Origin of the sequence: Thiorhodococcus drewsii AZ1 (genome assembly GCF_000224065.1) — a bacterium.
GTDB classification, from domain to species: domain Bacteria; phylum Pseudomonadota; class Gammaproteobacteria; order Chromatiales; family Chromatiaceae; genus Imhoffiella; species Imhoffiella drewsii.
Map to the genome: position 1 here is coordinate 56,244 of NZ_AFWT01000025.1, position 18,715 is coordinate 74,958.

21 protein-coding genes are annotated in these 18,715 nt (G+C 64.1%); 13 read left to right on the forward strand and 8 right to left on the reverse strand.

Annotation, left to right across the window (positions count from 1 at the left end; genetic code table 11):
* The first annotated feature begins 53 nt into the window (after positions 1-53).
* The 6 genes from THIDRDRAFT_RS16035 to THIDRDRAFT_RS16060 all read left to right on the forward strand — a co-directional run bounded on the left by THIDRDRAFT_RS16035 (position 54) and on the right by THIDRDRAFT_RS16060 (position 6,581).
* The gene (locus THIDRDRAFT_RS16035) at positions 54-1,139 is read left to right on the forward strand and encodes a YqaJ viral recombinase family nuclease (RefSeq protein WP_007041933.1); all 1,086 of its coding nucleotides are present in this window, start codon (positions 54-56) and stop codon (positions 1,137-1,139) included.
* A 264-nt stretch (positions 1,140-1,403) separates the two neighbouring features.
* A complete protein-coding gene (locus tag THIDRDRAFT_RS16040) occupies positions 1,404-2,360 on the forward strand; it encodes an AAA family ATPase (protein ID WP_007041934.1) in 957 nt (318 codons plus the stop codon).
* Positions 2,357-2,701, forward strand: a complete 345-nt coding sequence (locus THIDRDRAFT_RS16045) for a hypothetical protein (RefSeq protein WP_007041935.1) — start codon at positions 2,357-2,359, stop codon at positions 2,699-2,701. Before THIDRDRAFT_RS16040 ends, THIDRDRAFT_RS16045 begins: the two co-directional genes overlap by 4 nt.
* A 77-nt stretch (positions 2,702-2,778) precedes the next feature.
* The gene (locus THIDRDRAFT_RS16050) at positions 2,779-3,843 is read left to right on the forward strand and encodes a DUF3150 domain-containing protein (protein WP_007041936.1); all 1,065 of its coding nucleotides are present in this window, start codon (positions 2,779-2,781) and stop codon (positions 3,841-3,843) included.
* A 118-nt stretch (positions 3,844-3,961) separates the two neighbouring features.
* Positions 3,962-5,767 (forward strand): cobaltochelatase CobT-related protein, encoded by a 1,806-nt coding sequence (locus tag THIDRDRAFT_RS16055; protein ID WP_007041937.1) that lies wholly within the window; start codon positions 3,962-3,964, stop codon positions 5,765-5,767.
* A 526-nt stretch (positions 5,768-6,293) separates the two neighbouring features.
* The gene (locus tag THIDRDRAFT_RS16060; protein ID WP_007041938.1) at positions 6,294-6,581 is read left to right on the forward strand and encodes a DUF427 domain-containing protein; all 288 of its coding nucleotides are present in this window, start codon (positions 6,294-6,296) and stop codon (positions 6,579-6,581) included.
* Positions 6,582-6,837: 256 nt separating this feature from the next.
* Here the strand turns inward: THIDRDRAFT_RS16060 and THIDRDRAFT_RS16065 are convergent, their stop codons facing one another.
* Together THIDRDRAFT_RS16065 and THIDRDRAFT_RS16070 are read right to left on the reverse strand one after the other, a co-directional pair.
* Positions 6,838-9,774 (reverse strand): DEAD/DEAH box helicase family protein, encoded by a 2,937-nt coding sequence (locus THIDRDRAFT_RS16065; protein WP_007041939.1) that lies wholly within the window; start codon positions 9,772-9,774, stop codon positions 6,838-6,840.
* Positions 9,759-10,370, reverse strand: coding sequence for a class I SAM-dependent methyltransferase (locus THIDRDRAFT_RS16070; protein WP_007041940.1), 612 nt, complete (start codon positions 10,368-10,370; stop codon positions 9,759-9,761). Before THIDRDRAFT_RS16070 ends, THIDRDRAFT_RS16065 begins: the two co-directional genes overlap by 16 nt.
* A 108-nt stretch (positions 10,371-10,478) precedes the next feature.
* On the opposite strand from THIDRDRAFT_RS16070, the gene THIDRDRAFT_RS26530 reads away from it, so the two are divergent.
* Positions 10,479-10,901, forward strand: a complete 423-nt coding sequence (locus tag THIDRDRAFT_RS26530) for a hypothetical protein (RefSeq protein WP_216725643.1) — start codon at positions 10,479-10,481, stop codon at positions 10,899-10,901.
* A gap of 24 nt (positions 10,902-10,925) precedes the next feature.
* The gene (locus tag THIDRDRAFT_RS16080) at positions 10,926-11,717 is read left to right on the forward strand and encodes a hypothetical protein (protein ID WP_007041942.1); all 792 of its coding nucleotides are present in this window, start codon (positions 10,926-10,928) and stop codon (positions 11,715-11,717) included.
* A 187-nt stretch (positions 11,718-11,904) separates the two neighbouring features.
* Here the strand turns inward: THIDRDRAFT_RS16080 and THIDRDRAFT_RS16085 are convergent, their stop codons facing one another.
* On the reverse strand, positions 11,905-12,636 hold the full coding sequence (locus tag THIDRDRAFT_RS16085; RefSeq protein WP_007041943.1) for a nucleotide-binding protein: 732 nt from the start codon (positions 12,634-12,636) through the stop codon (positions 11,905-11,907).
* Positions 12,637-12,768: 132 nt separating this feature from the next.
* Positions 12,769-13,218 carry a hypothetical protein gene (locus THIDRDRAFT_RS26215; protein ID WP_007041944.1) on the reverse strand — a complete coding sequence of 150 codons (450 nt, stop codon included), beginning with the start codon at positions 13,216-13,218 and terminating at the stop codon, positions 12,769-12,771.
* Positions 13,219-13,834: 616 nt separating this feature from the next.
* On the opposite strand from THIDRDRAFT_RS26215, the gene mobI reads away from it, so the two are divergent.
* The gene (gene mobI / locus THIDRDRAFT_RS16095; protein ID WP_216725644.1) at positions 13,835-14,401 is read left to right on the forward strand and encodes a conjugative transfer protein MobI(A/C); all 567 of its coding nucleotides are present in this window, start codon (positions 13,835-13,837) and stop codon (positions 14,399-14,401) included.
* Positions 14,402-14,417: 16 nt separating this feature from the next.
* On the opposite strand, the gene THIDRDRAFT_RS16100 is transcribed toward mobI, so the two are convergent.
* Both THIDRDRAFT_RS16100 and THIDRDRAFT_RS16105 read right to left on the reverse strand, forming a co-directional pair.
* The gene (locus THIDRDRAFT_RS16100; RefSeq protein WP_007041946.1) at positions 14,418-14,672 is read right to left on the reverse strand and encodes a DUF4113 domain-containing protein; all 255 of its coding nucleotides are present in this window, start codon (positions 14,670-14,672) and stop codon (positions 14,418-14,420) included.
* A gap of 9 nt (positions 14,673-14,681) precedes the next feature.
* Positions 14,682-15,284 (reverse strand): LexA family protein, encoded by a 603-nt coding sequence (locus THIDRDRAFT_RS16105; RefSeq protein WP_245535870.1) that lies wholly within the window; start codon positions 15,282-15,284, stop codon positions 14,682-14,684.
* A gap of 112 nt (positions 15,285-15,396) precedes the next feature.
* Between THIDRDRAFT_RS16105 and THIDRDRAFT_RS16110 the strand changes: the two genes are divergently transcribed.
* From THIDRDRAFT_RS16110 to THIDRDRAFT_RS16125, 4 genes are all read left to right on the forward strand, one after another.
* A complete protein-coding gene (locus tag THIDRDRAFT_RS16110; protein ID WP_007041948.1) occupies positions 15,397-16,236 on the forward strand; it encodes a TIM barrel protein in 840 nt (279 codons plus the stop codon).
* Between the two features lie 18 nt (positions 16,237-16,254).
* Complete coding sequence (locus THIDRDRAFT_RS16115; RefSeq protein WP_007041949.1) at positions 16,255-16,827, forward strand: 3'-5' exonuclease family protein; 573 nt, start codon at positions 16,255-16,257, stop codon at positions 16,825-16,827.
* 564 nt (positions 16,828-17,391) lie between these two features.
* A complete protein-coding gene (locus THIDRDRAFT_RS16120; protein ID WP_007041950.1) occupies positions 17,392-17,643 on the forward strand; it encodes a type II toxin-antitoxin system Phd/YefM family antitoxin in 252 nt (83 codons plus the stop codon).
* Positions 17,643-18,083, forward strand: a complete 441-nt coding sequence (locus THIDRDRAFT_RS16125; RefSeq protein ID WP_007041951.1) for a PIN domain-containing protein — start codon at positions 17,643-17,645, stop codon at positions 18,081-18,083. The genes THIDRDRAFT_RS16120 and THIDRDRAFT_RS16125 overlap by 1 nt, the downstream gene beginning before the upstream one ends.
* A 141-nt stretch (positions 18,084-18,224) precedes the next feature.
* Here THIDRDRAFT_RS16125 and THIDRDRAFT_RS16130 read toward each other — a convergent pair whose 3' ends face one another.
* Both THIDRDRAFT_RS16130 and THIDRDRAFT_RS16135 read right to left on the reverse strand, forming a co-directional pair.
* Positions 18,225-18,470, reverse strand: coding sequence for a hypothetical protein (locus THIDRDRAFT_RS16130; protein ID WP_040845100.1), 246 nt, complete (start codon positions 18,468-18,470; stop codon positions 18,225-18,227).
* A gap of 81 nt (positions 18,471-18,551) precedes the next feature.
* On the reverse strand, positions 18,552-18,715 hold a 164-nt coding region (locus tag THIDRDRAFT_RS16135), incomplete at its 5' end, for an IS3 family transposase (protein ID WP_040845101.1).

Consider the following 18,715-nt stretch of genomic DNA (forward strand, 5'->3'; position numbering starts at 1 on the left):
CACGGGACACCGCTCCTGTGGGGGAGTGGTGCGCCCACTGACTGGAGCCTCCCATGAAGATCGTCAACCTCTCCCAGCGCACGCCCGCATGGCTCGCCTGGCGCGCCCAGGGCGTCACCGCCTCCGAGGCGGCCGTCATCCTCGGTCGCTCGCCCTATCAGACGCCCTGGCGCCTGTGGGCCGAGAAGACTGGACTCTGTCTCCCGGATGACCTGTCCAACAACCCCTTTGTCCAACGCGGCATTGCCCTGGAGGATACCGCCCGTCAGGGCTTCGAAGAGCGGCACGACACCTTGCTGTTGCCGGTCTGTGCCGAGCATACCGACCATCCGGCTTTGCGCTGCTCCTTCGACGGACTCACCGAGAGCGACGAGCCGGTCGAGCTCAAGGTGCCGGCGCAGAAGACCTGGGACGCCGTGGCCCGTGAGGGCGAGGACAGCCTGGCCTTTGGGCTCTACTGGGTCCAGGTGCAGTTCCAGCTCGCCGTTGCCGAGGCCGCGCGCGGCTGGCTCGTCTTCGATCCGGTCAGACCCAAGGTCCGGGCGCTGGAATTCGTCATCGAGCGCGACGCCGGTTTCATCGAGCAGGAGCTGATCCCGGCCTGCCTCCAGTTCCACGAGGCGGTGCGCAAGAAGCAAGAGCCGACCCCGGACCCGCAGCGGGACTGCTTCGTCCCGATGGGCGAAGAGGCGCTGCAATGGGACCGCCTGGCGGCCCAGTACCGCGCGGCCGAGCGTCGGGCCAAGGTCCTCGAGGCCGAACTCAAGGGGCACAAGGCGCAGTTGGCCGAGGCTCAGAGCGGATTGGTCGGGCTGATGGGGGAGTTTCTGCTCGCCGATCAGACCGACCTGCGGGTGCTGCGCTATCGCCAGCAGGGATCGGTGGATTACGCCACCGCACTTGAGGCGCTGATGCCTGACCTGGATCCAACCCTCCTGGAGTCACACCGCCGACCTGCCAGCGAGCGGGTGCGGGTCACGCTCAAGGGCGACGACGCGCAGCCGGCACCGGCCGAGCCCGACACGCCCCGACGCCGTCGGCGGAAGGCGTCAGCCCAGGCGTCCGCGCCCGCAGCGGACGATTCCGCTGCGTCGGTCACCGAGACCACCCTGGAACCAGAGCCCATCGGCTATTTCTGACCACCATCCAGCCGTGCCCCACGCGGGCACGGTCTTCACGGCAGAGGGCTCGCCCGTCAGGCGCCATCGGGCCTGAGGGGCCAGCCCTTTCCGACGTGCTCACAGCCTGAGCCCGTCCATCGCCTGCGGGGGCGATCCACCAAGATCCCGCGCACCACCGCCCGGCCTCAAGCCGACATCCATCCGCCAGCCCGCGCTGGCTTCACCCCACGGGGAGATTCGTCTCCCCACCGGGGCGGCGTCTCCCCTTCGCCGGAGAGACGCATGCGCACCACCCAAAGCTTCAATATCGCCCAGACCTTTGGGGTCAATGCCCCCAAGGGCCTGACCATCGAAGGCTTCGCTGACGACGGGCATCCGCAGATTCCCGTCCTGACTCCTTACGTCTTCCGCCAGGGACTCTCCTCGGTGCTGGCCTTTCTGCGCCAGGCCGGGGGCGATGCCTTCCTGCTCACCGGTCCGACCGGCAGCGGCAAGACCTCGCTGATCTGTCAGGTGGCGGCCCGGCTCCACTGGCCGGTCCAATCCGTCGCCTGTCATGGGCGCATGGAGCTGTCCGACCTGGTCGGGCAGTTCGTGCTCTGCGAAGGCTCCACGCGCTTCGTCCATGGTCCGCTGGCCATCGCGCTACGCGAGGGGCATCTCCTCATCCTCAACGAGATCGACCTCATGGACCCGGCGGAGCTGGCTGGACTCAACGACGTGATCGAGGGCCAGCCCCTGGTGATCGCCCAGAACGGCGGCGAGGTCATCCGACCCAACCCGACGTTTCGGGTCTTCGCCACCGGCAACACCGCTGGTGCCGGTGATCCCACCGGGCTCTATCAGGGCGTGCTGCGCCAGAACCTGGCCCTGCTGGACCGCTTCCGCGTCCTGCAGGTCGGCTATCTGTCCCCGGATGACGAACTGGGGGTCCTGGAGACCTGCGCCCCGAGCCTGCCGCGCGAGGTGGCGAGGCTGATGATCACCGTTGCCAACGAGATCCGGCGACTGTTCCTCGGTGAAGGGGAGCAGGGCGCCGAACTGACCGTGACGCTTTCCACCCGCACCCTGGTGCGCTGGGCACGCCTGGCGCTGACCTTCCGCGGGGCGCCGCAGCCGATCGCCTATGCCCTTGAGCAGGCGCTGACCGCACGGGCCGAGCCCGAGCAGCGCGAGGCCATCCACCGGCTCGCCGCCGATGTGATGGGCGACCTCTGGAGCGGAGGGACCGCGCCATGAGCGAGCCCTTCCAGCTCTATCGTTACACCCACGCCGACGGCTCGGCCAAGGACTGGGCCTGGCGACGCCGTCAGGACGGCTCCAGCGAAGTGCGCTGGGGTCGTGCCGGGCACTTGGCGCAGAGCCGGATCTATCCGGCGAGCCGCTACGAGCGCCTGCTGCGGACGGTCCAGGCCAAGCTCGCCAAGGGCTATGTCGACCTGGGTATCCGTGAGCTGGACGGGCAGGGACGCCTAATCGAGCCAACCGACCCACCACCCACCCCCAGCGTCCCGACACCGCCGACGCCGGACATCGATCTGTCCGCGCTCGACAGCGATATCGACGACGACTGGTTCTGATCGCAAACCAACCAAGCCGATGGGCACATCACAGACCCATCGGGGCCGGTGGTGCGCTCGCTCGGCGGGAGACCAGCATGACGACGACCACACTCGATGACACTCTCATCACCCTGACCGAGCGCCTGTCGCTCATCGTCCTGACCGTCAGCACCTGGTCCGGGCGCAAGAAGCTGCGGGCCGATGACCTGGGCCTTCAGGCGGGCGAGATCCCCTCCGAGGAACTGGTCTCGCTCGGCAGCAAACGCCTCTGTAATCCGGATGCGATCCGCGTCTTCCACACCCTCAAGGGCCAGGCCGAGCGCGCCTGCCTCAAGGTCGGCACGCGCTTTCTAGGCGGCTATCTGGTCCCCAACGACCAGGTCGACGGGCTGTGCTGCGTGCTCGACGGACTCAAGCGGGACTTCGAGCACGAGGTCCAGTCCTTCCTGGCCGAGTACGACCGGGAAATCGCCGACTGGATCGCCCGGCATCCCGACTGGGAGCGGCAACTGCGTGCGGCCGTGGATCCGGCCGAGGTCATCGGAACACGCTTCTCCTTCCGCTACCGCCCGCTGGTCATTCAGCCGGCGGATGGGCATCGCGAGACCCTCACAGAGGACGTTGCCGAGATCGGCCACACCATCTTTCACGAGGTCGCGCAGATCGCCGTCTCGCTGGAAAAGAGCCTGGTCGGCAAGGACAGCCTGACCCAACGCGCGCTCGGCACCTTCCGGCGCATCCAGGAGAAGCTTGCCGTGCTGTCGTTCATCGACCCACGGATTCAGCCGATCCTGGAGTTGGTGGAGGGTTTTCTGAGCCGGGTGCCCAGGCGCGGACCCATCAGCGGGGCACTGTTCCAGGAGGGCTTCGGTCTCTGGCTGCTGCTCTGTGATGAGGAACGTCTGACCCGGCATGGGGCGGGGCGGTTGGCGGGGGATGTTGATCCCGACAGCGACCCCCCGGAGCGCGACAGTGATGTCGATGCCCAGCGTACGGAAGCCGAGCGGACGCCACGCCTGGACCTGGACGATGACAGCGAACTGACGACCGAGACGGATGTCCCGGTCACCGAGTCGGTCTCCAGCCGGAAGCCGGCAATGTCCCACGACATCGACGTACCGGACGCGAACGCTGACGTTCCGTTGGACTGCTTCTTCTAGCCCAATCCGCCCCGACAGGGGCGATCCAACTGCCGCCGGCAATCGCCGGCGGTCTTCAACCCATCGGGGTGCAGCGCGCCCCGGTGGGGCGGCTGTGTTCCCGCACCGGAGAGACAGCATGCACACCAAGACACTGCATCAGGCCATGCCCATCGTCGCCACCGCACTCGCACGCAAGTTCGGCGTCGCGGTGATCGTGGGCGGCACTCAGGCGCAGACCGACGGGCGCACCATCTGGCTGCCGGATCTACCGGCGGCATCCAACCTGCGCCCGGTCGCCTGGGGCTTCCTGGCTCATGAGGCGAGCCATGTCCGCCATACCGACATGGCGGTGTTCCAGAGCGCGGGCGCGGCCTCGCCGCTACGCCAACATCTGCTCAACATCCTGGAGGACATCCGCATCGAGCGGGCCATCCGTCATCAATACCCTGGCACCCGCGCGACGCTGGAGCGCGTCATCGACTGGATGCTGGCCGAGGGGCAGCTCAAGGCCCCACAGGCCGGTGAGCATCCGGCGCGGATCCTGACCGGCTTTCTGCTGCTCAGTCTGCGTGCCCGGGCGCTGGGCCAGACGGCTCTGATCCCGCATGCCACGGCGGCAGAGCAGGTGCTGCGTCAGACCTTCCCAGCCTCGCTGGTCCATCGACTGTTGGGCCTGATGAGTCGGGTCGGAGGGCTGACAAACACCGCCGAGGCCGCCGCGTTGGCGACCCAAATCGAAGGGCTGCTCGAAGAGGAGGCCGAGGCGCAGCCACCGACTAACCAAGCCAGTGATGGCGATTCGGGTCAATCCGATGAGGCCAACGATGAGGTGGCCGGGCAGGGCAGTCCTGGAGCCGATCCGGAGACCGCCGAAACGGACGCAGAGAACGCGGCTGATCCCAGTCCCGCCGATGACGCCACCGACGATGAGATGGCCGATAAGGATGACGCACAGTCGGCTGACGTCGAGTCCGGTACCGATGGTGACTCGGGAGATGACACAGGCGATGGCAATACGAGCGGCGACGGCGTTTCTGGACAGTCCGATGCCCAGGACACAGTCGATCAGATCCGCCAAGCCCTCGCGGCCACGACGGATGACCTGGACGGCGATCTGTTCGAGGCCACCAGCCTCATGCTGGGCCAGGCCGGAGCCGATGGTTCCAGCCCATTGCTGCTGCCGGCGGCCGAGGAGGCCCGTGTCGATCCGCTACGCGGCAAGCTCGTCCTCGACGAGGCTCAGGCCACCTCGCGGACGCTCCTCGTCCGGCTCCAGGGTTTGGTGCAGGCGAGCCGTCTCGATCGGCCCTTGCCGGTCCATCAGGGGCGCAAGCTCATCCCCAACCGGCTACATCGGGCCGGTGTTGGAGAAGGACGTCTGTTCGCGCGCAAGACGGCGCGGACGACGCCGAACACCGCCGTGCATCTGCTGGTCGATCTGTCCGGCTCCATGTCACGCCAGGTGACCACCAGCATGCGGGCCTATCAGGTGGCCCTGGAGGCGGCGCTCGCCTTGGCCTTGGCGCTCGACCGCATTCCCGGCGTCTCGGTCGCGGTGACCGCCTTTCCGGGCGAGTCCGGGGATGAGGCGACCGTGACCCGTCTGCTCCAGCATGGGCAGCGCCCGGCCGCTCGGGCCGGCGCCTTCGCGCAGTCACCACATGGCAGTACGCCGCTGGCGCAAGGGCTGTGGTTCGCGGCGGCGGATCTGCTGCTGCGCCCGGAGCCCCGGCGTCTCATCCTGACCCTGACCGACGGCGAGCCCGATGACCCGGCGCTGGCCCTTTCGGTCATCGCGCAATGCGAGCAGGCGGGCCTGGAACTGTCCGGGCTCGGCATCCAGCACGACGTCTCATTGCTGTTCCGGCACAGCCGGGTGATCGAGGCGGTCGACGATCTCAAGCAGGCCCTGTTCGGGCTCGCCGAGCGCCTGCTGGTCTAGGGCGCGCCCGCGCTTCCTTTCCAACCAACCATCCCGGCATCCGCCGGGCTCACCCCATGGGGACGTCTCCCCATGGGGGCGTCCCTCTCATCGCCGAGGGCTTGTTCTGACGCGATCAGCTTCGATCGCTCGGCTCCGGGGCTCGGCCCCGGAGTCTGTCCCCTCGGTCGCCTTGGCACCGGCGGTCGAGCGGACAGGCTTTCAATGGCGGCCCTGATCGGGTTGCCGTCCATCGCCCGCGGAGGCGATTCATCAAGCGTCCGCGCACCAACCGCCGGTTTTACCGGCCTTCTATCATCCCTCGGGGGGTGTTTCGACTCGCTCGGGCTGGAGCGTTGGGAAGGTGCCACCGGCGCGCCGAGTCTGACGGGCGGAACGTGACGGCGCGGCAGGCGGTCGTTCAACGCGACCGCGTTGCGGTGGCCATGCATCACCGCCTCGCCGCTTGTTGAGGGGCGTTCCCTTGAAGACGTGGTGCCAGGACGCGATGTCCAAGAACACCGACCACCCAACGAGGCGACCCACCATGGCCACGGCGAATTGGAAAGACCAGGTGATCGCGCAGAGCGATCAGGTCGAGGAAGTGGAAGGGAATCTCTACTTTCCGCCCGCATCCGTCAAACAGGCGTTTCTCGAGCCGAGTCCCACGCGCACGCGCTGCCCCTGGAAAGGGGAGGCCCATTACTACCATGTCGTGGTCGACGGGGAGCGCAACGCCGATGCCGCCTGGTTCTATCCCGAGCCGAAGTCGGCCGCCTCCAACATCCAGGGGTATGTCGCCTTCTGGCGCGGGGTCAAAGCTGAGCCGGGCTGAACCATTTCGCGCTCCGCGCCCGCAGCCTGACCGCGTTTCCCGTCCAGGTCCGCTGTTGGTATCTGCTCCTCCTGCTCGCGGCGTTGCCATCATCGCTTCAGCTGCTCTACTGGGTGCCGACGGTCGGCACCTGGGCGCAGATCCAGCGCACGGATAGGCCGAATCAGTGCCCATCGGGACGACTCGCTGAGCGATTTGAGCCGTTTCAGAATGCGGCCTGAGACCGCTATGCGGATCGTCGTCTAGGGGTTTCGGTCTATGTGGCCTTGCTTCGATCGTCGTTCATTTGGACCTCGCTCGATGCGAGTGTGGCCCGCAGTTGCGCCAAGGTCCTCAAGTCCTCTGTCGCCTCGACGTTGGGATAATCCGGATTCGCCGCCCTGAGCACGTATTGGCCACTCTCACCCTTGGTCACTCGCCGGAGCAAATACTGATCTTCGCCGCTGACATCCTGGCGTTCGATCACGACGAGACTGCCAGTGATGGATCCGGCCCGGCTGGGGTCGAGCAGTTCCAGTAGCAGATAGTCGCCGTCGCGGATCGGCTGTTTGCCGCCATTCATGGAGTCGCCGACGGCTCGGGCGACGAAGTGCCTTGTCGGATCGAGCCGCCCGTGGTTCTCGCCAATGCGGCAGGTGGTCTCGACATCGGTGCGACCACTGCGGAAGTGGCCACAGGCGATGCCCAGATTGGGGAAGAAGGGCAGCCGGATACCCTCGTCCTCCTGTGCCATCGGCTGGCGGATGGGGATGATGTCAGCCGAGTGCTTGGTTGACTCGACGGGGTCGGCTGGCGCTGCTTTCGTGAGGCGGGGCTCGTAAGTGGCGAGCCGGTAGTCGACCAGCTCTTGGACCAGCGCCTGGAAGGTCTCCATTTCATCGTCACTGACCTGGAAGGTGGGGCGGAAATAGCCGTCACTCAGTTCGAACCATGTCGCAGCGTCAGTCTTCTTGTTGCCGCCGATCCAGGCATTGACGGGGTTGCTCTTCCAGTACTTCAACCATGTTTTGGGATCGACACTGTCGATCTGTTGCAGATCCTGCCGGATGTCTCTAACGAAGTGGCGTCGGCGGCGAAAGACCTCCAGTGCCTGGGTTGCCAGATCTTCGATCCGGGGTGGCTGGCGAAAGCCGTCGTTATGCAATAGGGATTCCAGCAGGACCGCCTTAAAACTCTTCATCATGTTGGACGTCTCGACCTCGCGCAAGAACGCTTCATGTTTGGCGAGACACTCCGTTTCCTCTGGCGTCAGATCCCCCTGGTCACGCACCAAGGCCCACCATTGGCCGTGCTGGCGGCGCAGGTCTGGGAGGTTGGCATCGCTGCGATAAAACTCGCTCAGGGTCGGGCGTCGGCCCAATGAGTCCCGCAGCGCCTGATAGTGTGCGGCTGGACCTCGACCCTGGAGACGGATCAGGAACTCGATCACAGCCAGGTCATAGTTTGCGAAACAGCCTGCGGGCAGCTTCAGCTCCCCATCGCGCGCGCGGCGCCCGAAGGAGGCAAGCTCGCTATAGCTGCTGCCGACCTCGAACAGGGCCTGGGGCTTGTTCAAAAAGCCCCGGTGGTTGCCGATGAAGTCGAGCACGACCAGATGCGCTTTCGTTGGGTGGCGGCGCAGTCCGCGTCCGAGTTGCTGGAGGAAGAGCACCTTGGACTCGGTCGGGCGCAGCATCAGGACCGTGTCGATGGCTGGCAGGTCGACCCCTTCGTTGAAGAGATCGACCGAGAAGATCACCTGAAGGTCGCCGCGTTCCAGTTGTTCCAGGGCGGCGCTTCGTTCCAGCGTCGAGCCCTGATAGACGGCGGCGGCGCGTATCCCCTCGCCTTGGAATCGCTCAGCCATGAAGTCGGCGTGGCGGCGCGAGACGCAGAAGGCCAGGGTGCGCTGCTGCCCTTTATCCCGCCAGTGTCGCAGGGCATGGCGAGCGCGGGCGAGGGTGGCGAGCTTGTTGGATAGGGCCTCGGGATCGAAGCGTCCATTGCGCCAGGGGATCTCCTGGTAGTCGACCGTCTCGTCAAAGATGCCGAAATAGTGGAAGGGGCTCAACAGCCCGAGTTCGACCCCATCGAACAGATGCCGGCTGTAGACCAGGTTGTCATCGCACAGACTGAGGATGTCGGATTGGTCGGTACGCTCGGGGGTGGCGGTGAGTCCCAGCAGAAAGCGCGGGCGGAAGTGCGCAAGCAATCGCCGATAGGTGGGGGCGGCGGCGTGATGGAATTCATCGACCACGACATACTCGAAGTGATCCGGCGCGAAGCCTTCCAGGTGTCGGGTCTGCCCCAGGGTCTGCACCGAGGCGAACAGCAGGTCGACATCCATGTCCTTCCGGGCACTGTCGTAGCGCCCGATCCGCGCCCGTGGCTGTACGCGCTGAAAGCTGTCTTCGGCCTGGAGCAGGATCTCCTCGCGGTGGGCGACGAAGAGGATGCGGCTGGCCCCCATCCGTTCGCTGTCGAAGGCCGCGAGATAGGTTTTGCCCAACCCGGTCGCCATGACGACCAGGCCACGCTGAAAACCGATCCTGCGTGTTTCGGATAGGGCCGCCAGCGCCTCCTGCTGAAGGTTGGTCGGCTGCGGGGGCGGCTCCTCGGGTTCATCGCTGCCGGGAGCGATGGGCAGACGCTGCAGGAGTTGGCGACGCTGTTCGTAGGCATCGATCCAGTCATGGTCGAGCGAACGGACAGCCGGATGATCGATGAGTGTCTGATATTCCGCGCGGATCTCGCGAAAGCGCCCGGCGGCGAGGTCCATTCCCTCATCCACCTGGTCGATTCGGACGTTCCATTCCATTCCGTCGGTCAGGGCCGTGCGGCTGATGTTACTGGATCCGATGAAGGCCGCACCCCAGAGAGTCTGGCTCTGCTGGCTGCGCACGCAGATATACGCCTTGAGATGGAAGCTTTGCCGATCGGTCTCGAATAGGCGGATATCGGCTCCGCGTTCGGCCAGCAGCAGAAGACGGCGCAAGGCATGAGGGTCGGTGACATCCAGATAGTCACTGGTCAGCACTCGCAGGCGCACCCCGCGGATCTCAATGGCGTCGACGAGGGCCGGGTAGAGCAGGGCGAGTCCGCTGGACTTGATGAAGGCGACGGCCAAATCGATCTCGGTGGCCTGACGAATTGCCCCCAGCAGGTGTGGCAGGAAGGGGTCGCGGGCACCGCCCGTGGTCAGGTACTGGGCCACGCCGATCCCGGTTTGCGCAGCAGGGTGTTGAGCCAGCGTTCCGCCTCGCGCCCTGGGCGCAGATCGCCCGTAGTCCAGGTTTCCAATTCGACCAAATTGCCAACCTGTCGCAGAAGCTCCGCCAGGCCCGGTTCATCCAGGTCGGTAAAGCGACGGCCCCGGTGTTCGCGCTCGCCCTGGCCGTATTTGAACGAGGCATAGAGCAGGCCCGCCGGTTTCAGCGCGGCGGACAGACGTGACAGCGCGTCCGTCAGCTCGGCCTGTGGGACATGGAGCAGGCTGGCGCAGGCCCAGATGCCGTCGAAGCGTTCTTGCCATGTGATCTCCTGAAAGCGCATGACCTGAACCGGCAGCCCGCAATGGACCGAGGCGAGATGGGCCAGCGTCGGCGAGGCATCGCAGGCACTGACCTGGTAGCCGAGATCGCGAAAGGCATGCGCATCGCGTCCGGAACCGCAGCCGGCGTCTAGGATGTGTCCCGTCGGCGGCAGCAGCGGTAGGAAGCGGCTGTACAGAGGGGTCATGTCGACCGTCAGGGTGTCGTCAACGAACGCTTGGGCGTGTTGGTCGTAGTAACTGCCAATGATGTCTTTCATGGTGCAGGATTTTAACTCGAATCAGGTGGCTTCGAGCAGGCAGAGTAGACGGGCAATCGCATCAAGTTCGCGGAGTTACGGGCCAAATTGATAGCGCCGACGTTTGGGTTGCCGACATCCGTCATCCTGATTTTTACGGCGGTGGCGATTCGTCAGGCGGTCAGACGCTTGAAGTGGGTCAATCGAACCGAGACGCTTACAAGCGGCCAGGGGACGAACGGAAAATCGGTAAAGTCTTTTTCGGAAATCCTTAAAACATCAATCAGAACAAGGTGGATCACAATGAATACCGCCGAGCGCATTTATGAGGTCGTGAAGAACATGCCGGAGACCCAAGCCGCCGAAGTGCTGGAGTTTATCGAGTTTGTACAGTTGAACGGTGTGACACCGCCGGAAAGGATATCCGCAGAACAAGCCCGAACGCTGCGTGCTGAATTGCGGGCCCTCGTCGCGTCACAGTCCCCCGCAAACGGAGAGCGCCGGAGAGTTTGTCCGTCAACTGCGCGATGGGGCGCGCTATTGATGGTTTAAGCGGATGCCAGTGTCCTCCTGGCGTTGTTTCTCAACGAACGCTTCGCCTATGGCGAGAAGTACGATCCGCCGTTTCTCTTCCACAAGTCGCGCTTCATCAACGAGGAATTTCCGAGCTACCCGGAGCAGATCGCCTTCGAGCAGGCGCTCGATGCGCGGGAGCTGTTCGACCTCAGCGGCTATGGTCCACCGCCCGGGGTTTTCCTGGAGACGTTGGCGCGGCATCGCTGGACGATTGAGGGGTTCGAACTGGTGCGCGCCCTGACCCTGGCGGAGCTCAATGACCCCTGCGGACGTTTCCTGACCTTCCGCCAGCTCATCGAATGTGGCGAAACCCAGGCCAGCAAGGGGCTGCCCAATCGGCCGCAGCAGCCCGAGAGCTACAACGCGCTCGTCGAGTTGGCGGAGCAGGTGCTGGATCCGGTCATTGACTACTTCGGGATGATCCGGCTGACCTATGGTTTCTGCTCGCCGGCGCTTGCGAAACAGATTCCCGGACGCATCGACCCGAAGCGTGATCAGCACGTGGCCCACGAGCACAATCGCTTGGGCAAGCCGGTGTGCGAGCGTCTCGGCGCGGCGGTGGACTTCCTCGTCGAGGACGAGAGCATGCTGGACGTGGCGCAATGGATCGTTGCCAACACCCACTTCGACCGGCTCTATTTCTATGGAGATGACCTGCCGGTTCATGTGAGCCATGGACCGAATGGGGATCGACAGATCGTGCGGATGGTCGCGGGTAAGACCGGACGTCTGGTGCCTCGCGTGGTGTCGGAGAATGCGTTCCTGCAGATGCACCCTGAGGCGCCCGAGTGATGGGGCTGTTGCGCACGGGCAGCATCCGTATTCCTCGGGTAGCAAGATTGTCGTACAGCGCCGATCCGTTTCCGTTTTGAAGGGTCGCCCGAATCACTTCAAGGCAGAAATGTTTCCGCGTCGCCCTTGCATTGGTCCGAGCATTCGCCAACACGCCGATCTTGGTGGGGAGGTCGAGGGAAAGGCGTTACCGGTGATCTCCAGGGGCAAACACCCGATCCAACTGCGACCAGAGGTCCTGCTTCACCCTGCGGATGCGCATCTGTGGCATCAGCCGAAGTTGGGCGATCGCCTCGTCAAAGGTCCAGCGTGCCTTCAGCATCTGCTCCACATCCTGCCCGAAGGTAGCCGCCGGGTATTTCGGTAGGGTGATCCAGCCGAGGATACGCTCCGCGAATGGTCGGAAGAGGTCCAGCTCGGCGACCGGGCGCCCCCGATGCTCCAATGCACCCAGGTGCGCATTGAGCCAGATCAGGGTCGGTACCCGCGTGTGGTCCAGGACGGCCTTGGTGCTGCTCAGGGTCTCGGCCACATCTGGTCCGCCTGCGATGACGGAGTTGATGACCACTCGCACGCCCAACCCCTCCAGGACCGCGAAGAGATCGTTCTCCACCGCATAAGCCATGAAGGGCTGGAAGCCGTTGCTGCCGACATCGACGACGAAGTGCGTTGTCTCATCTGCAGCCGAAAGAATCTCGACCAGCCGATCGAAGGCGCGCGGGTTTACCACATGCTCCTCCGCGAGCTTGAGGTATTCGCAGCGCAGCGGCTGGTAGCGGAGCAGGGTCGGGTTGGTGGTGTCGGTATCGATGCAGTGCACCGGTACACCGGCTTCGAGGAGGTACTGCGCCAGGATCGAGGAGACGTAGCTTTTCCCGACGCCGCCTTTGGCCTGGAGGGTGATGTAAAGCTCAGACATGGGCGGATTCCTTTGGGATATGTTGGCTTCGCGGCGATCGAAGGGCAGGGCGATGCGGTCTGGGTGTTTGACGACAAGCGCATTCTGCGGTGCCTGGCCAGGGTCGCTGGACGCTGCCATCTAGGGTTTCCACTAACTGAGATCGTCAATGTTCGCGGTCGGATCCCAGTCGAAGGTCGTGGGCCGGACGATGGTCGACTGTTTCCCTGACCCGTTGGGCGGCGAGGATGCTGGATCACTTGAGGCGTTCGGCGATCTTGTTTCCTGATCACGGCTGTGGTCGGGTGCCGGCAAACGCCGCTGGCGGCTGTGCCGGGACATGTTCGTCACCAAGCCCAGATGCCGCTTGAGCTGTCGTGCATAGCGGCGGAACTGGCGTTCGCTCATGGGCGGATGGAAGCCGAGATCGTCGAGTCCACGATAGATCTGCGCGGCGCAGTAACCGCTTTGCATGCACTCGACAATCAAGTGGCCATGGACGTAAACGAAGGCGCCGGCCTTGGATTGCCTGGTCTCTGCAGCGTCTGCCAGTGCCTCCAGGACTGACGCAGTGGATGGGAGATCGTTTTGTGAGGCATTCATCTTTTGGCGCTCGCGGGCTGGTCTGAGAGGCGCTGTCGTAGAGCGAATGGAACTTGACGGCGAGGATTGACGTTGCGCGCCGACTCGCCACCGTTCGGAATACCGGCATTGACCGAGAGACCATCGCGTCCGTTTGCTGTCCGTTTCACGTCCAAAGAGGGTCCGCTTCAGGTCCATTGCGTGTCCGGGTGATGACCACCGCCTTTTCCTCGTCGCGTCTGATCCTATTCACACGCGGGGTCCCTGTCCGGGAGAAACGGTTATTCCGCGAATGAACCGTTTCCGCCTGACAGCAGGCATTTCTGTTGCATAGACTGCTAGGCATCAGCGCGAGCCAGTCCCTGACGATCAGGTGATGCGCAATCGGTCGCACCGACTGCGGTCGGTGGCGTCGGGCTGTGGGCTGAAGGTTGATGTCTGCAAACCCATTGCGCAGGGTGCGGAACTGACCCCGGCAGCGGTCGCTGACGCGCGTGGAAAAGCAGGGCGGGTGGGGTGGATGCCCCACCCACATCCACCCTAGATACTAGGGTGGCGGGGGCAGGGTGAATGATCGGTCCGCGACAAGGGTAGGGTGAGTGCAACAACCATGATTGATCGCAATACGCCGAGGTCAATGGGTTGGTCTGACTGCCAGGAGACCTCCGGCGATTCCGAGCCTGACTGCCGCGACGCCTGGCTCCTACAGCAGATCGCGGGGCTCGACACCGAGGTGGAGCAACGCTGCGCCTTGATCCTGGAGGTTCTGAGGGAGAAAGCACTCGATCTACAGACCGACTACACGGAGGCCATGCTGCGGGAACGTCGCACCTGCCAGCCCAGCGAGCGGGGACGCATCGGACTGCGCGTCAGGACGGCCACGACCTCGGCGCCGGGCATGTTTCAGATCGAGTGGTATCGGGTCCAGGGCAAGCAGCGCACGAAGTATCTCCGGCGCGGTAAGGACAAGCACGGTCGTCCCCGCATGCAGTACAGCCTCGCCAGCTTTGGTCGCCTGACACGCTGGGAGGAAGCCTTGATCCTCCACTACGAGCCTCAGTGTGCGCGGCTGCGGGCGCTTCTCCACCACATCGGTCAACTCCGACGCGACTTCCACCCACTCACGACGGAAGCGCGGGCGCTGGTGGCCCTGGGCGAGTTGGATCAGGACACCACGGTGGAGATAGAGGGGGACTGCATCTGATGAGCGTGCTCTGGCGTCAGATCGCCCGCACCCACGGTAGCGCCGTCCAACTGGTGGTCGACCTCGACGCGGCCATCCGGGCGCGCCGATGCCAGCCGCTCCCGACCAGCTCGCCTCCAAAGCGCAAGGTATCCCGCCCAAAGCGGCGGTTGATCGCGTCGAGCGCGTCCATGCGCCGCGTGGTGGCTTGCTGCGAGGACGGATCGACGAAGAGATCGGACTGGCCTTGATCGGCCCCGACGAGATCCGGCAGCAAGACCAGGGCGAACATGGTCGACGTTCAGAAGGAGTGCACGGCATGCGCGACCACGCCCCAGATGAACAGCTCCTGGCCGTCACGGATCTCCAGCGGCGGATAGGCCGGGTTTTCTGCCATCAGCCACACCTGCTCGCCCTCGACCTTGAGGCGTTTCACCGTCAGTTCGCCATCGACCACCGCTACCACGATCGCGCCCGATCGGGGCTCCAGGGCGCGATCGACCACCCGCAGATCCCCGTTGTGGATCCCGGCACCAGTCATGGACTCGCCCTGGACCTGGACGAAAAAGGTCGCGGCCGGATGTTGGACCAGGTGCTCTTTGAGATCGATACTCGCCTCGATGTCATCGTTTGCCGGCGAGGGAAACCCGGCAGCGATGCGCGAGTTGTAGAGCGGCAAGGGCAGCCGCGAGGGCGACGGGGTGAAGCCCAACGCCTCATCGGGTCGTCGCCCGAGCGGACGGGCGGCAATCCAGGCGCGCACCGCCGCCAGTGCGCTCACCGGCACCCGCACGGGTTGGGTCGGCTCACCGTAGGCACCGGAGCCCGGTTTGCGGTCGGCACCGGGACGAGCGCTGCCGCGTTGGCAACAGCCGGCTGTCAGACAGCTTTCAGAAGCTCCCAATCAGCCAGTTACTCTCAGGCCGCGAATGCTCAACCCCAGGGGAGAGACTTCATCCGCTGGTCAGCTTCGCCGGGTATGCTGCGCGGTCAAAACGTTGTTGTGAGGATGGTTCATGTCGAGCTTCGGTTACAAGATCATTGACAGCTCACGCGCCGAACTCGAGCCGATTGTGGCGAGTGCCCTGGCGCTGGGAACTCCGGTCGAGGTTGGGCTTTACACCGGTGACGGCGAGTCCTTCGCCTTCCTCGAAGAGTCCTTGCGCGAGTCAGGGCTACCGGTGGTGGTGCATCTCGACCATCGGCGCCTGGGCCTTTTCGGCCTGGAGCGACGCGAGGCGGCGCTACGCGAACAGCTCGGGCAAGCCGTCCGTCTGGGTGCCCGCGACGTGATCACCCATTGCTCGCCTTACCCCATGACGGTGCGACGCGAGCGCCAAGCCGAGGTTCTGACGCATCTGTTGGGTGGCCTGAAGGTCGCCGTCGCGGCCTGCGCCGACCACGCGCTCGGGCTGCACATCGAGAACACCTATCACGATCTCTCCTTCTACCGTTCCCTGTTCCAAGCCATCACCTCGGCTGAACTCGACGGGGTCGACTTCTGCTTTGACATCGGTCACGCCAAGCTCTGGTCGACCCGCACCCTGGCCGAGTGGATGGGGCTTCTGCGCGATTTCGACCTGGCCGGGCGACGCATCCACTTCCACCTCCACGCCAACGGAGGTCTTCAGGACGATCACCTCTCCTTCCTCACCGCCGACCACCTGGGACTCTCCACGGCGGATGCTTTCACGGCACCGGGAGACTATTACCAGGCGCTTGCCCAGATCGCGGAGTCCTTCCCGTCCTCGCTCAAGGTCTTCGAGGTTCCCGCCTCCGAGGCGATCGAAAACCGCACCCACGTCATCAAACGCATCGCCGCCTACGCGACGACAGCAATCAACCACCAGATCTAGTCGAACGAAGGACCACCGATGGATCCGCGTGACCAGACGACACCTGACGGCCCCCTGTTGGCGGCACAGCCGCCCGTGGTGCTCGATATCGAGGCATCCAGCCTGGCGTCGGCCTCCTATCCCATCGAAGTGGCCTGGGCCTTACCGGACGGGGCCATAGAAAGCCATCTGATCTCGCCTGCATCCGTTCCGCAGTGGACGGACTGGCACCCGCAGGCCGAGCGCCTGCATGGTATCCGGCGGGAACTGTTGCTGGCTGAGGGGAAGTCCCCGGCCTGCGTCTGCGCGCGCATGAACGAGCAGTTGGCGGGGCTGACGGTCTTTTCCGACGCGCCGGTCTATGACGAGGCGTGGTTGCAGGTCCTGTTCGCTGCCGCCTGGAAGTGCGCGAGCTTCCAGTTGTCGCCGCTCAGCCTGGACGACTGGCTGCTGGGGCAGTTACAGAGGACCCTGCCGAGCCCCGAGGCCAGGCAACGCTTAGGCGAGCTGCGGCACCAGGCCCGTCAAGCCGCACCGCTCCAGCACCGGGCACACGGGGATGTCCAGTACCTGCACGAACTCTGGCGCCTGGTGATGCAGACCTCCGCCTGAAGCGTGGAAACCGTGGTACGTCGCGGGTTTTGTCGGGGGTCAGTAACTGCCGGCCATCAGGCAGCTTTCAGAAGCTGCCCCCCAATCAGCCGCTAAAGGGCAAGTCGGATTCAACGGTTGGCGGAAATGAGCCTCTGAGCAGCGGAACCAAACCCCGCTCAGGTTCTGCACATTCCGGGTGCGGGCATAGAGCAGCCATGAACGACCAGGCTCAATCTGCGATAGCGACTGCTCGACGCGGATACCTGCCGCTCAGCTTGTTTCACCAGGTGACGGAAGCGCCCCAGTGAACAGTCAGTCGGTGTAGTGATATCAGCGCCTCCTTTGCGCCGCATTCCGGTCGTTGACCTCTCTGCGAAGCGTTGGGTTCGCACCCTTCGTTGACTCGCGGGCACAACTAAGCGGATAGGCTACCTCGAGCTTCCCAGAACGGCATGTAATGTCTGGGCACAGGGTTCGAAGTTATGGCATTGGAAACCCTTACCTCAGCTGACTTGTGCTTGTCCCATGCATGCGGACTGGTCTAGTCTTCCCTTAACGTAGAATGTCCCACAAGGCAGCGAAATGCAGGAAATCGTCTCCATCCGCGATGCAAATCAACATCTGTCACGCTATCTCGAGCGCGTCGAGCAGGGTGCCGAGGTCATCATCACCCGGCGCGGCAAGCCCATTGCGCGGCTGATGCCGATCGAACCGGCATCCCGCCTTTCCGAGGCGCAACAGGCTGCCCGCGAGCGGCTGAATGAACGGATGCGTCGTGGGTATAAGCTCGGCGGGATTAGAGTCGATCGAAACACCCTCCATGAGCGCGACTGATGAGCGAAACGCGCTTCAGCATCGACACCAATATTCTCATCTACAGCATCGATACCGACGCAGGACTCAAGCATGACGCGGCGTGCAGGCTTATGGACGCACTCGCTGACAAGGATTGCGTTTTGACGCTCCAAGCGTTGGCCGAGTTCTTCCACGCCGTCACGCGAAAGAAGAAGATGCCGGTAGAGGAGGCAGCTGCCATGGCCAAGGATTGGATGGAGCTGTTTCCTGTAGTCGTCGCGGATGGCCGCGCTTTGCGCGGAGCCATGCGCCTGAAAGAGGAGGCAAGCTTCTCCTTTTGGGACGCCATGATCGTGGAAACGACCAGGGCCGCAGGAGTGACACGACTCCTCACTGAGGATCTCCAAGACGGCAGAGTGCTGGGCACGCTACACATCGAGAATCCCTTCAAGGACGGATTCGACCTGGACCTTGCTTGACCGGAGTTGACAAGGAGAGTCACCCAGATGCCACAACACACTATCTTCGACATCTCCCCAGATCACATCAAAGACCTCGACGATGAGTCTCTTCGTCATCTCATCGCCTGTTTGTGCCGCGCTGATCTGAGACGTCGAGGATTACCGCTCAGTGCAGTGCTCTATGGAGGCAACCAGATTGCCGCCGACGGCGGTATCGATGTCCGTGTCGAGCTGCCTGCCGGAAGCCAGATCTCCGGCTTCATTCCGAGGTCCGGCACGGGCTTCCAGGCCAAAGCGGACGACATGCCGGCCAGCAAGATCGCCGACGAGATGCGACCGGCGCAGAAATCCGACGGCGGTGGCCCACCGCAGCTGCGACCAAGCATCCGCGCGCTCGCCGAACAAGGCGGCGCCTACATCATCGTCAGCTCCAAAGGATCGACGACGGACTCAGGATGTAGTGGTCAAGTCCCAGCGGACACTTTGTTAAGCTGCGTTCGCCTTTGCCTCGAACTCTGCTGGGCTGACATAGCCCAGATAGGAGTGGCGGCGCTGGCTGTTGTAGAACATTTCGATGTAGTCGATCACACACGCTCTCGCTTCATCGCGGGTGGCGAAGAGTCGCCGATCGGTGCGCTCACGTTTGAGGC

Coding starts and splice junctions, on each gene's coding strand:
- THIDRDRAFT_RS16035 (WP_007041933.1), top strand. CDS start 54: ATGAAGATCGTCAACCTCTCCCAGCGCACGCCCGCATGGCTCGCCTGG.
- THIDRDRAFT_RS16040 (WP_007041934.1), top strand. CDS start 1,404: ATGCGCACCACCCAAAGCTTCAATATCGCCCAGACCTTTGGGGTCAAT.
- THIDRDRAFT_RS16045 (WP_007041935.1), top strand. CDS start 2,357: ATGAGCGAGCCCTTCCAGCTCTATCGTTACACCCACGCCGACGGCTCG.
- THIDRDRAFT_RS16050 (WP_007041936.1), top strand. CDS start 2,779: ATGACGACGACCACACTCGATGACACTCTCATCACCCTGACCGAGCGC.
- THIDRDRAFT_RS16055 (WP_007041937.1), top strand. CDS start 3,962: ATGCACACCAAGACACTGCATCAGGCCATGCCCATCGTCGCCACCGCA.
- THIDRDRAFT_RS16060 (WP_007041938.1), top strand. CDS start 6,294: ATGGCCACGGCGAATTGGAAAGACCAGGTGATCGCGCAGAGCGATCAG.
- THIDRDRAFT_RS16070 (WP_007041940.1), bottom strand. CDS start 10,370: ATGAAAGACATCATTGGCAGTTACTACGACCAACACGCCCAAGCGTTC.
- THIDRDRAFT_RS16085 (WP_007041943.1), bottom strand. CDS start 12,636: ATGTCTGAGCTTTACATCACCCTCCAGGCCAAAGGCGGCGTCGGGAAA.
- THIDRDRAFT_RS26215 (WP_007041944.1), bottom strand. CDS start 13,218: ATGAATGCCTCACAAAACGATCTCCCATCCACTGCGTCAGTCCTGGAG.
- mobI (WP_216725644.1), top strand. CDS start 13,835: ATGGGTTGGTCTGACTGCCAGGAGACCTCCGGCGATTCCGAGCCTGAC.
- THIDRDRAFT_RS16100 (WP_007041946.1), bottom strand. CDS start 14,672: ATGTTCGCCCTGGTCTTGCTGCCGGATCTCGTCGGGGCCGATCAAGGC.
- THIDRDRAFT_RS16110 (WP_007041948.1), top strand. CDS start 15,397: ATGTCGAGCTTCGGTTACAAGATCATTGACAGCTCACGCGCCGAACTC.
- THIDRDRAFT_RS16115 (WP_007041949.1), top strand. CDS start 16,255: ATGGATCCGCGTGACCAGACGACACCTGACGGCCCCCTGTTGGCGGCA.
- THIDRDRAFT_RS16120 (WP_007041950.1), top strand. CDS start 17,392: ATGCAGGAAATCGTCTCCATCCGCGATGCAAATCAACATCTGTCACGC.
- THIDRDRAFT_RS16125 (WP_007041951.1), top strand. CDS start 17,643: ATGAGCGAAACGCGCTTCAGCATCGACACCAATATTCTCATCTACAGC.